Source organism: Streptomyces xanthii (assembly GCF_014621695.1).
GTDB classification, from domain to species: Bacteria; Actinomycetota; Actinomycetes; order Streptomycetales; family Streptomycetaceae; genus Streptomyces; species Streptomyces xanthii.
In genome coordinates this window covers 966,392-977,398 of record NZ_CP061281.1, presented here as the reverse complement: position 1 = coordinate 977,398, position 11,007 = coordinate 966,392, and the positions used below count along the sequence as shown (strand labels likewise).

Annotated in this window: 8 protein-coding genes and 1 riboswitch; of the genes, 4 read left to right on the top strand and 4 right to left on the bottom strand. The window is 73.1% G+C overall.

What is annotated here, in order from left to right; all coding sequences use genetic code 11:
- The first annotated feature begins 172 nt into the window (after positions 1 to 172).
- The 4 genes from lpdA to IAG42_RS04740 all read left to right on the top strand — a co-directional run bounded on the left by lpdA (position 173) and on the right by IAG42_RS04740 (position 5,225).
- Positions 173 to 1,585, top strand: a complete 1,413-nt coding sequence (lpdA, locus tag IAG42_RS04755) for a dihydrolipoyl dehydrogenase (protein ID WP_188341187.1) — start codon at positions 173 to 175, stop codon at positions 1,583 to 1,585.
- Positions 1,586 to 1,681: 96 nt separating this feature from the next.
- Positions 1,682 to 1,782: riboswitch (TPP riboswitch) on the top strand.
- Positions 1,774 to 3,171 carry a purine-cytosine permease family protein gene (locus tag IAG42_RS04750; RefSeq protein WP_188335756.1) on the top strand — a complete coding sequence of 466 codons (1,398 nt, stop codon included), beginning with the start codon at positions 1,774 to 1,776 and terminating at the stop codon, positions 3,169 to 3,171. (Overlaps the previous riboswitch by 9 nt.)
- 351 nt (positions 3,172 to 3,522) lie before the next feature.
- Positions 3,523 to 4,035, top strand: coding sequence for a transglycosylase SLT domain-containing protein (locus IAG42_RS04745; RefSeq protein WP_188335755.1), 513 nt, complete (start codon positions 3,523 to 3,525; stop codon positions 4,033 to 4,035).
- Between the two features lie 74 nt (positions 4,036 to 4,109).
- The gene (locus tag IAG42_RS04740) at positions 4,110 to 5,225 is read left to right on the top strand and encodes an LCP family protein (protein WP_188335754.1); all 1,116 of its coding nucleotides are present in this window, start codon (positions 4,110 to 4,112) and stop codon (positions 5,223 to 5,225) included.
- Positions 5,226 to 5,231: 6 nt separating this feature from the next.
- On the opposite strand, the gene IAG42_RS04735 is transcribed toward IAG42_RS04740, so the two are convergent.
- The 4 genes from IAG42_RS04735 to IAG42_RS04720 form a co-directional block, all read right to left on the bottom strand.
- On the bottom strand, positions 5,232 to 6,965 hold the full coding sequence (locus IAG42_RS04735; RefSeq protein ID WP_188335753.1) for a serine/threonine-protein kinase: 1,734 nt from the start codon (positions 6,963 to 6,965) through the stop codon (positions 5,232 to 5,234).
- Positions 6,966 to 7,091: 126 nt separating this feature from the next.
- Entirely contained in the window at positions 7,092 to 8,723 is a 1,632-nt protein-coding gene (locus IAG42_RS04730; protein WP_188335752.1) for an aldehyde dehydrogenase (NADP(+)), read from the bottom strand.
- Between the two features lie 49 nt (positions 8,724 to 8,772).
- Positions 8,773 to 9,699, bottom strand: coding sequence for a 5-dehydro-4-deoxyglucarate dehydratase (gene kdgD / locus IAG42_RS04725; RefSeq protein ID WP_188335751.1), 927 nt, complete (start codon positions 9,697 to 9,699; stop codon positions 8,773 to 8,775).
- 91 nt (positions 9,700 to 9,790) lie between these two features.
- Positions 9,791 to 10,972, bottom strand: a complete 1,182-nt coding sequence (locus IAG42_RS04720; protein ID WP_188335750.1) for an L-talarate/galactarate dehydratase — start codon at positions 10,970 to 10,972, stop codon at positions 9,791 to 9,793.
- Positions 10,973 to 11,007: the final 35 nt, after the last annotated feature.

Genomic DNA, 11,007 nt, shown 5'->3' with positions numbered 1-11,007 from the left:
CCTCCCCTGCGATGTCCGGCGACGGTGACGACTGTCGTGTCCGCCGACTGTGATGTCCGACGCTGTCGAGGGTATGCGCTTGATCGCGGTGGTGGCCGACCCGGCGGAGCGGCAGAATCCGACACGGCGGGCGATCCCCGCGACGGACGAAGCTATGAAAGAGGACATGGTCATGGTGGAGCAGGACGAGCGGTTCGACGTGGTCGTACTGGGAGCGGGACCCGGCGGATACGTGGCCGCGGTCCGGGCGGCCCAGCTCGGCAAGCGGGTCGCGGTCGTCGAGGAGAAGTACTGGGGCGGCGTCTGTCTGAACGTGGGCTGCATCCCCACCAAGGCCCTGCTGCGCAACGCGGAACTGGCCCACATCTTCAACCACGAGGCGAAGACCTTCGGCATCAAGGTCGACGGCCAGGTCACCTTCGACTACGGCGAGGCCTTCACCCGCAGCCGCAAGGTCGCCGACGGCCGCGTCAAGGGCGTCCACTACCTGATGAAGAAGAACAAGATCACGGAGTTCGACGGCCGCGGCACCTTCCTCGACGCGCACACCCTCCAGGTCGCCGGGGCCGACGGCACGACCCGCACCATCGGTTTCGAGAACTGCATCATCGCCACCGGCGCCACGCCCCGGCTGCTGCCCGGCACCCGGCGCAGCGAACGCGTCGTCACCTTCGAGGAGCAGATCCTCGCCGACGACCTGCCCCGCTCGATCGTCATCGCCGGCGCGGGCGCCATCGGCATCGAGTTCGCGTACGTGCTGCACCAGTACGGCGTGAAGGTCACGATCGTCGAGTTCCTCGACCGGATGGCGCCCCTCGAGGACGCCGAGGTGTCGGCCGAACTGGCCCGCCAGTACCGCAAGCTGGGCATCGACGTGCTGACCTCGACCCGGGTCGAGTCCATCGACGAGTCCGGCCCCGACGTCCGCGTCACCGTCACCGGCAAGGACGGCGCCCAGCAGGTCCTCACCGCGGACAAGGTCCTCCAGGCGATCGGCTTCGCGCCCAACGTCACGGGCTACGGTCTGGAGGGCACCGGCGTGGCGCTCACCGAGCGCGGCGCGATCCAGGTCGACGGCTTCTGCCGCACGTCCGTGCCGCACATCTACGCCATCGGCGACGTCACCGCGAAGCTGATGCTCGCGCACACCGCCGAGGCGATGGGCGTCATCGCCGCCGAGACCCTCGCCGGTGCCGAGACGATGGAGCTCGACTACGCGATGATCCCGCGGGCCACCTACTGCCAGCCGCAGATCGCGAGTTTCGGCTACACGGAGGCGCAGGCCCGCGACCTCGGCTACGACGTGAAGGTCGCCAAGTTCCCCTTCATGGCGAACGGCAAGGCGCACGGCCTCGGCGACACCAACGGCTTCGTGAAGCTCATCAGCGACGCCACGCACGGCGAGCTCATCGGCGGGCACCTGATCGGCCCCGACGTCACCGAGCTGCTGCCGGAACTGACGCTGGCCCAGCAGTGGGACCTCACCGTCCACGAGGTCGCCCGCAACGTGCACGCGCACCCGACCCTCGGCGAGGCGGTGAAGGAGGCGGTGCACGGACTCGCGGGCCACATGATCAACATGTGACGCGCCCCCGACGTCAGGACTGCTGACCGGAGTGTGGGACGGAGCCGGGGGCGGCTTCGTCCCACGCCCGGCGAACGGCTAGTGTTCGCTCCCGTACTGCCCGACACGGGGTGCTCCCGCACATGCGAGGAGCTGAGATCACACCCGTAGAACCTGAACCAGTTAGCACTGGCGGAGGGATGTCAGCGATGTCGATACCGCATGTCTCGAGCGAGCCCCGGAGCACCGCCTTCGACGGGCGGATGCCCACCGCGCCGGGGGACTGGCGCCCCGAGGCGCGCGGCATCGCCCCCGTCCCCGAGGAGCACCGCTACGGCGGCGCCGGACGCCTCTTCACCGTCTGGTTCGCGCCGAACCTGACGATGAGCGGCGTCTTCACCGGCACCGTCGGCATCGCCCTCGGCCTCGACTTCGCGACGGCGCTGGCCGCCGTCGTCCTCGGTACGGTCCTCGGCGCGGTCCCCACCGCCTACCTCGGCACCTGGGGCAGCCGCACCGGCGCCGGACAACTGCCGCTCGCCCGCCTCGCGTTCGGCCGAGGCGTCGTGGTCCCCGGCGCGCTCCAGTGGCTGTCGTCCATCGCGTGGGACGCGCTCATCGGCCTGTTCGGCGGCGACGCGCTCGCCCGGCTGTGCGGCTGGCCGTTCTGGCTCGGGGCCCTCGTCATGATGGGTGCGCAGGGCCTGCTCGGCGCGTTCGGCTACGAGGCGATCCACCGCCTGCAGAAGTGGATGACGGCCGTCCTCGCGGTCGCCTTCTGCGCCCTGGCCCTGCGCCTCGCGGACGCGGGCGTGACCCCCGCGTCCCACGGCGCCGCGCAGGGCGCCGACCGGATCGGCGCGTTCGTCCTCACCACCACGATCGCGCTCAGCCTGTCCGTGTCCTGGGCCCCGTACGCGAGCGACTTCAGCCGCTACCTGCCGCGCACCACGTCCCCGTCCCGCATGTTCTGGTGCACCCTCGCGGGCATCACCGTCTCCTTCACCGCGGTCGAGGCGCTTGGCCTGTGGGGCACGTCCGTCTTCACCGACCAGACCGCCCAGGGCGTCGACACCCTCCTCGGCGGAGGCGTCGTCGGCTCGCTGGGACTGCTCGCCGTCGCGCTCGCCGCGCTGTGCAGCAACGCCATGAACGACTACAGCGGCTCGCTCGCCCTCCAGGTCGTCGGCGTCCGCCTGCCCCGCCCGCTCGGCGCGGCGCTCGCCGCGCTCCTGGGCTTCCCGCTCGTGCTGTGGATGCACGCGGCCGACACCGCGGCCCGCTTCCAGAACGTCCTGCTGTTCGTCGGCTACTGGATCCCCGGCTTCGTCGCCGTCGTCCTCGTCGACTGGCTGGCCCGCCACCGCGCCCGCGGCGGGGCGCCCGTGGACCTCGTGGCGGAGGAGAGCCGGCCGCAGCCGGTGCTGCCCGCCCTGATCGCGTTCGCCGGGTCCTTCGCCGCCACCGTGCCGTTCATGGACACCGCCCTCTACGTGGGGCCCGTCGCCGAAGCCCTGCACGGCGCCGACCTCGGCTACTACGTGGCCTTCGTAGTCGCTCTTGTCCTCTATGTCCCGGTCCGTCTCCGTGGGCGCGCCCAGGCTTGATCCATCCCATCCGACCATGCCTGCTGAAAGCGGGACAAATCCCGAAATTGCGCAGGTCAGGGGGCTGGCGCCGCGTGACGCGGGGAGGAAAAGGGCGGATCGGACACGCCTGTGTGAGCCGCGCCATGTGACCTGGGTCATCTACGGGCCCGGGTAGTAGCCGCACGCCGTGGCCCCGGCGTGCTCCGCCTCGCCGAGACGTCCGTTTACTGCGTAGTCGGGTAGTACGTCACACCTTTGCGTCCTGTGTGGACCGCCCCTAAAGCTGTGCGTCGTTCCAGGCAGCAGCCGGGACGGCAGACCGGTGGATCCTCCGCCGGAGCCTCACGACGCACCAGGGAGTTCCCCCGCATGAAGCTCAAGCGCACCCGGACCGGCGCCGCCCGCACCGCTCGCCTTCCCCGCTTCTCCGTCGCCGGAATCGCCGGTGCCGGCGCCGTGGCCGCCGCGCTCACCCTGGTCCCCACCACCGCGCAGGCCGCCGAGCCCGCCGCGGCCCCCGCCTCGGTGACGACGGCGTCCCTGGTCGCCGCCAAGGGCTACGCGAACAACCTCGACGGCTGGATCCGCGAGTCGCTCGACATCATGGCCGCCAAGGGCATCCCCGGTTCGTACGACGGCCTCTACCGCAACATCATGCGCGAGTCCTCCGGCAACCCGCTGGCCCAGAACAACTGGGACATCAACGCCCAGAACGGCACCCCGTCCATCGGTCTGCTCCAGGTGATCCAGCCGACCTTCGACGCTTACCACGTCGAGGGCACCGCCTACTCCCTGACCGACCCGGTCGCCAACATCACGGCCGCCGCGAACTACGCCGCCGACCGCTACGGCTCGATCGACAACGTCTTCGGCGCGTACTGAGCCGACGGCACGGGGGCGAGGCACGACCCGGGACGACGACGCGGGCCGCCCGTCAGGGCGGCGAGGAGCACCACATGCACGGCAGCAGCGCAGACCATCCCCACCCGGCCCCCGAGTACGGGCCCCCGAGCACCGGGGGCTCCCGGCACCGGCGGCGCGGGAGGCGCCTGCGCTGGGTGGCCTGGGGCGCCGCGGCCGTCGTCGTCGCCGGCGGCACCGGCGTCGCCTACGCCTGGCAGCACCTCGACGGCAACATCAAGGGCACCGACGTGAACGCCGCCCTGGGCAAGGACCGCCCGCAGGCGCGGCACGACGGCGCCATGAACATCCTGCTGCTCGGCTCCGACTCCCGGGCCGGCACGCACGGCCACTACGGGACCGGCATCGCCGGCGCCCGCGCCGACACGGCGATGGTCCTGCACGTCGACAAGAGCCACAAGAAGGCCACCGTCGTCAGCATCCCGCGCGACACCATGGTCGACCGGCCCGAGTGCCGGACCACCGACGGCGGCAGCGCCCCGGCCGCCCACGCCACCATGTTCAACTCGTCGTACCAGGTCGGCGGCCCGGCATGCACCGTCAAGACGGTCGAGCACCTGTCGGGCGTCCGCATGGACCACTACCTCGAAGTCGACTTCAAGGGCTTCCAGAAGCTCATCGACGAACTCGGCGGCGTGGACGTCAACACCCGCAAGGCCATCGACGACCCCTACAGCGGCCTCACCCTGAACGCGGGCAAGCACCGCCTCAAGGGCGAGCAGGCCCTCGAACTGGTCCGCACCCGGCACGGCGTCGGCGACGGCAGCGACCTCGGCCGCATCCAGCTCCAGCAGGCCTTCGTCAAGGCGCTCATCCAGCGCGCCGACACCCTCGACCCGCTCAGCCATCCCGCCAAGTCGTACGCCCTGATGGACACCGCGACCAAGTCCCTGAGCGCCGACTCCGAACTGGCCTCCGCCAAGAAGCTCCTCGGCCTCGCCCAGGAACTGAAGGGCATCAGCCCCGAGCGCACCCACATGCTCACGCTGCCCGTCACCTACGACGCGCAGGACGCGGGCCGCGTGCTGCCGCTGCGCAAGGCCGACGAGCGGGTGTGGAACGCGCTGCGCCACGACCGGCCCGTCCCCGAGTCCGTGACACGCGACTCGGTCGGCGACCGCGGCGCCTCCCCGATGTCGTCCGAGGCCTAGGGCAGTTCAGCAGACCGGGAGGCCCGGCACCGGCTGGTCGTTCTCGCCGCCCTTGAGGTACACGGCGCTCACGTACACGTTCGCGTTCCCCGAGTCGTCGTCGGTCTTCGCCCACCAGACGTTCGTCCACTGCCCGTACGTCTCCCGGTACGGCAGCTTCGCCTGGCAGTAGAAGTAGTTGGTGCCCTGGTTGAGGGTGCCGACCGCCCGGTGACCGGAGTCGTAGGACGTGGCGGAGCGCCACACCTCGCAGTTCACCTTGCCGCCGCCGACGCTGCCGCAGGACGGCCCGTCCGAACCACCGCCGGAGCCGCCGTCCGCGCCACCCGATCCACCGGATCCGCTGGATGCGCCGTCGTCGGAGGGGTCTCCGCCCGAGCCCTTGTCGCCTCCCGGCGCGGACGCCGTGGGCGACGCGCTCCGGGAGGCCGCCGGGCCGGAGGCGTCCGCGGAGGGCGCCCCGCTCGCGCCGCCCTCCCTCTTGTCGCCCCCGCCCTTCTTGCCGTCCCCCTTCGCGTCCCCGTCGCCCTCGGGGAACTCCGAGGAGCCCGCGTCGTCGCCCGCGCTGTGCCGCGCGCCCGGCCGCGCGGAGTCCGCCGCCTCCGTGCCGCGCCCGCCCCCGCCCCCGTCGTCCCGGCTGGTGACGAGGTACGTCGCACCGGCCCCGGCGAGCAGCACCGCGGCGACGGCCCCGGCGACGGCGGCCCTGCGCCGCCCGCCCGCCTTCCGCCGCTCGGTGTCCGCCTCGGAGCCGTGCGGGGCCGCAACGGGCGCCGACGGCGCGGTCCGTGGCCCTTGCGGCGGCCCGAACTGTCCTGCGGGTGCGGGCGCCACCGGCGCCGCACGGCCCAGCCGCACCGTGTCCGGTGACCCCGGCAGCAGCGGCTGACCCGCGGCCACGGCGTGCAGCACCTGGGCCGCGCGGACCGCGTCGGCGCGCAGCAGCGGATCCTTCTCCAGCAGTTCGGCGAGCGCGGGCGTCAGGAGCGCCCCGGCCCGCCGCGGCGGCGGCAGCGGGTCCGACACGATCGCCGTTATCGTCGACCAGGTCGAGGTCCGCCGGAACGGGGACACCCCTTCGACGGCCGCGTACAGCGTCGCGCCCAGCGCCCACACGTCCGCCTCCGGGCCCGGCTCGCCGCCCCGCGCCCGCTCGGGCGCCAGATAGTCGAGCGAGCCGATCACCTCACCGCTGCGGGTGAGCCGCGTCGCGGCGCCGTCGTCGGGCTCGTCCATGGCCGCGATGCCGAAATCCGTGAGGACGACCCGGCCGGTGCGCTCCAGCAGGATGTTGCCCGGCTTCACGTCCCGGTGCAGGACGCCGACGGCGTGCGCCGCCGCCAGCGCGTCCATGACCTCGGCGCCGATCCGGGCGGCCTCCGCGGGCTCCAGCGCACCGCGCTCGCGCAGCAGTCCGTCGAGCGAGGGCCCGTCGACCAGCTCCATCACGATGACCGGACGGCCCTCGTGCTCGGTCACGTCGTACACGGAGACCACACCGGGATGCCGCACCCGGGCGGCGGCCCGCGCCTCCCGCTGCATCCGCAGCCGCTGCTCGGCGAGATCCTGCGCGTCCGCGTCGCTGAACGACCTGAGCTCCTTGACCGCGACCTCGCGGCGCAGCGTCTCGTCGACCGCCCGCCAGACCGTGCCCATGCCGCCGCGGCCGAGCCGTCCGACGACGCGATACCGGCCGGCGACCAGCCGCCCGTCGCCCGCCTCCCCCGTGTACTCGCTCATACCCCGTCACAGTCTCCGTCGGTGTGCCGGGTTGCAGCCTAGCGACCGTCGGTGACAGCGGGTCGCCGTCCCGGTGAGCGGACCGTGCTCAGGGCGGCGCCGAGAGGTGGCGTGGCCCGCACGGGCTCACGGACGGGGGAGCTCGATGTCCCCGTCGACGCGCCTCGGGACTCCGTACGGGTTGTCGTCGCGCAGCGCGGCGGGCAGCAGGTCGTGCGGCAGGTTCTGGTAGGCGACGGGCCGCAGGAAGCGTTCGAGGGCGCGGGAGCCGACGGACGTGGTGCGGGGGTCGGTCGTGGCCGGGTAGGGGCCGCCGTGGACCATGGCGTGGCCGACCTCGACACCGGTCGGCCAGCCGCCGGCGAGGACCCGGCCGGCCTTGCGCTCCAGCAGCGGGAGCAGGGCGCGGGCGTCCTCGGTGTCGGACGGCGCCGTGTGCAGGGTCGCGGTGAGCTGGCCCTCCATCCGGCGCACGGTCTCGGTGAGCTCCGTCAGGTCCGCGCACCGCACGACGAGGGCCGCGGCGCCGAACATCTCGCGCTGCAGCGCGGGATCGGCGAGCACGTCCTTCGCCGCGACGGTCATGAGGGTGGCCTGCCCGGGGCTCGCGGAGTCGGGCAGCGCGCCGCGGGCGACGACCTCGACCCCGGGGTGGGAGGCCACGCTGTCCGTCTCGGTCCGGTAGGCCCGCGCGATGCGCTCGGTGAGCATCGTGGCGCCCGCGTCCGCCGTGACGGCGCGGCCCGCCACGTCGAGAAACGTCTCCAGGCCGGGGCCGTCCACGGCGAGCAGCAGCCCGGGGTTGGTGCAGAACTGTCCCGCGCCGAGCGTCAGCGACGCCACGAACTCCTCGGCGAGCGGCGCGGCCCGCTCCGCGAGCGCGCCCGGCATCAGGACGACCGGGTTGACGCTGCTCATCTCGGCGTACACCGGGACGGGCCGCGGGCGGGCCGCGGCCGTGCGGGCGAGCGCGAGTCCGACGGCGCGGGAGCCGGTGAACGCGACGGCCTGGATGCGCGGATCGGTGACCAACTGCGTGCCCAGGGTGGGGCCGTCGCCGACGAGGAGGGAGAAGACGCCGTCCGGCAGGCCGTGCGCGACGACGGCGGCGCGGACCGCCTGCGCGGCGAGTTCACCCGTGCCGAGGTGGGCGTCGTGGGCCTTGACGACGACGGGGCAGCCGGCGGCCAGCGCGGAGGCGGTGTCCCCGCCGAGCACCGAGAACGCGAGCGGGAAGTTGCTCGCGCCGAAGACCGCGACGGGGCCGAGCGGGATCTGCCGCTGACGGATGTCGGGGCGCGGCTGCGGGGTGCGGCCGGGCTGCGCCGGGTCGATGCGCGCGCCCATCCAGCTCCCTTCGGTGAGGACGTGGCCGAACATCCTCAACTGGCCTGCCGTGCGGGCCACTTCACCGGTCAGCCGGGCGACGGGCAGGCCGGTCTCCTGGTGGGCGCGGGCGACGAGGGCGTCCCCCAGCGCGGTCAGGTTGTCGGCGACCGTCTCCAGGAAGTGGGCCCGGTCCGCGGGGTGGAGGGCGCGGTACGGGTCGAAGGCGTCCTCCGCGGCCGCGCAGGCCGCGGCGACGTCCTCCTGGGTGCCGCCCGGGTAGGCGGGTTCGAGCGGTGCGCCGGTGCGGGCGTCGTGCGCGCGAACCTCGGGGCCCGTACCGGTGACGCGCCGGCCGCCGATGAACATCGCGCCGGTCAGCTCGGCGGCCGGCGGGGGAACGGGCTGAGAGGGCGGGGACGCGGGGTTCATGGGGATTCCTCGGTGGTGGGGATCGGCGGGCGCGGGGCGTCGGCCGGGGTCAGGCCGTGATGGGGCGGACCCGGGCGATCAGGGCCGTCAGCTCGTCGAGCTCCTGCGGGGTCAGATCGGTGAGCGGGGCGCGGACCGGGCCCGCGGGGTGACCGGTGGCGGTCATGCCGGCCTTGACGATGCTGACCGCGTAGCCGGCCTGCCGGTTGCGGATCTCGGTGTAGGGGAGCACGAACTCGGCGAGCATGCGAGTGACGTCGGCCTGCCGCAGTTCACGGACGGCCGCGTAGAAGTCGAGGGCGAACTCCGGCAGGAAGTTGAAGATCGCCGACGAGTACGTGGTCACCCCGAGCTGGAGGTAGGGCAGCGCGAAGGTCTCGGCGGTGGGCAGACCGCCGATGTAGGTGAGGCGGTCGCCGAGCCGGGCGTGGATGCGGGTGACGGTGTCGATGTCGCCGACGCCGTCCTTGTAACCGATGAGGTTCGGGCAGCTGTCCGCGAGGCGGGCGACGGTCTCGGCCGCGTAGACGGCGTTGGCGCGGCTGTAGACGATCACGCCGAGCGACGTGGCGCGGCAGACCGCCTCTACGTGCCGGGCCAGGCCCTCCTGTCCGGCCTCGGTGAGGTAGGGCGGGAAGAGCAGGATGCCGTCGGCGCCGGCCCGCTCCGCGGCGACCGCCAACTCGACGGCGGTGGCCGTCCCGTAGCCGGCCGGGGCGAGGATCGGCGTGCCCTCGGGCGCGCTCCGCACGGCGGCCGTGACGACCCGGTCCACCTCGGCGGGCGTCAGCGAGAAGAACTCGCCGGTGCCGCCCGCCGCGAAGAGCCCCGCGGCGTCGTACTTGCCCAGGCGGGCGATGTTCTCGCGGTAGGCGTCCTCGTCGAACGACAGGTCGGCGGCGAAGTGCGTCACGGGGAACGACAGCAGTCCGGAGCCGATGCGGCGGCCGAGTTCTGCCGGGGTGTAGCGCGTCATGGGGTGCTGCTCCTGGTGGCTGGGGCGGGGAGTGGCTGGGGCGCGGAAGTCGGGTGGCTGGCGGGGGAGTTGGAGGAAGCGGCGCGGGTGCTCAGGGGCGGCGGCCGGCCTCGTGCTCGGCGACGGTCCAGGCGCGGGCCTGGTCGCTGAGGGTGAAGCCGAGCCCGGGGCGGGACGACACGTGCATGCGGCCGTCGCGGATCTCGATCCGCTCGTCGAACAGCGGCTCCAGCCAGTCGAAGTGCTCGACCCACGGCTCGATCGGGTAGGCGGCCGCGAGGTGGAGGTGGATCTCCATCGCGAAGTGCGGGGCGAGCTGCAGCTGGTGGTGCTCGGCGAGCGCGGCCAGCTTGAGGAACTGGGTGATGCCGCCGATCCGGGGCGCGTCGGGCTGGATGACGTCGGCGGCGTCGTGCCGGATCAGCTCCACGTGCTCGGCGACGCTCGCCAGCATCTCGCCGGTGGCGACGGGCGTGTCCAGGGAGGCGGCGAGCGCCGCGTGCCCCTTCGCGTCGTAGGCGTCGAGCGGCTCCTCGATCCAGACGAGGCCGAACTCCTCCAGGGCACGGCCCATCCGCTGCGCCGTCGGGCGGTCCCACTGCTGGTTGGCGTCGACCATGAGCGGCACGTCGTCGCCGACGTGCTCGCGCAGCGCGGTCAGGCGCGCGAGGTCGTACTTCCCGTCCGGGTGACCGACCTTGATCTTGATGCCGCCGATGCCGTTCGCGAGGGAGGCGGCGGCGTTGTCGAGGACCTCCTCGGTGGGCGCGTGCAGGAAGCCTCCGGAGGTGTTGTAGCAGCGCACCGAGTCGCGGTGGGCGCCCAGGAGTTTGGCGAGCGGCAGTCCGGCCCGCTTCGCCTTCAGATCCCACAGGGCGATGTCGAACGCGGCGACCGCCTGTGTGGCGAGACCGCTGCGCCCGACCGAGGCGCCGGCCCAGACGAGCTTGGTCCAGATCCGGCCGATGTCGCTGGGGTCCTCGCCGATGAGCTGGTCGGCGATCTCCTTGGCGTGGGCGAACTGACCGGGACCGCCGGCCCGCTTGGAGTAGCTGAACCCGACGCCCTCGTGGCCCTGTTCGGTCGCGATCTCGACGAACAGGAAGGCCACCTCGGTCATCGGCCGCTGCCGGCCGGTGAACACCTTCGCGTCGCTGATCGGCGTCGCCAGCGGCAGCGTGACCGAGGACAGGCGCAGCCAGGCGACCCGGTCCAACGTGGCCTCGCCCGCGGTCCGGAAGGTGCCGGGTGTCGTGTTCGTCGTGGTCGCCACATCGTGTCCCTGGGTAGGCGGGAAGGGGGATCGGA

What these genes read in the sequence shown, in the direction of transcription:
- lpdA (WP_188341187.1), top strand. Translation starts at nt 173, where the DNA reads ATGGTGGAGCAGGACGAGCGGTTCGACGTGGTCGTACTGGGAGCGGGA.
- IAG42_RS04745 (WP_188335755.1), top strand. Translation starts at nt 3,523, where the DNA reads ATGAAGCTCAAGCGCACCCGGACCGGCGCCGCCCGCACCGCTCGCCTT.
- IAG42_RS04740 (WP_188335754.1), top strand. Translation starts at nt 4,110, where the DNA reads ATGCACGGCAGCAGCGCAGACCATCCCCACCCGGCCCCCGAGTACGGG.
- IAG42_RS04750 (WP_188335756.1), top strand. Translation starts at nt 1,774, where the DNA reads ATGTCGATACCGCATGTCTCGAGCGAGCCCCGGAGCACCGCCTTCGAC.
- IAG42_RS04735 (WP_188335753.1), bottom strand. Translation starts at nt 6,965, where the DNA reads ATGAGCGAGTACACGGGGGAGGCGGGCGACGGGCGGCTGGTCGCCGGC.
- kdgD (WP_188335751.1), bottom strand. Translation starts at nt 9,699, where the DNA reads ATGACGCGCTACACCCCGGCAGAACTCGGCCGCCGCATCGGCTCCGGA.
- IAG42_RS04730 (WP_188335752.1), bottom strand. Translation starts at nt 8,723, where the DNA reads ATGAACCCCGCGTCCCCGCCCTCTCAGCCCGTTCCCCCGCCGGCCGCC.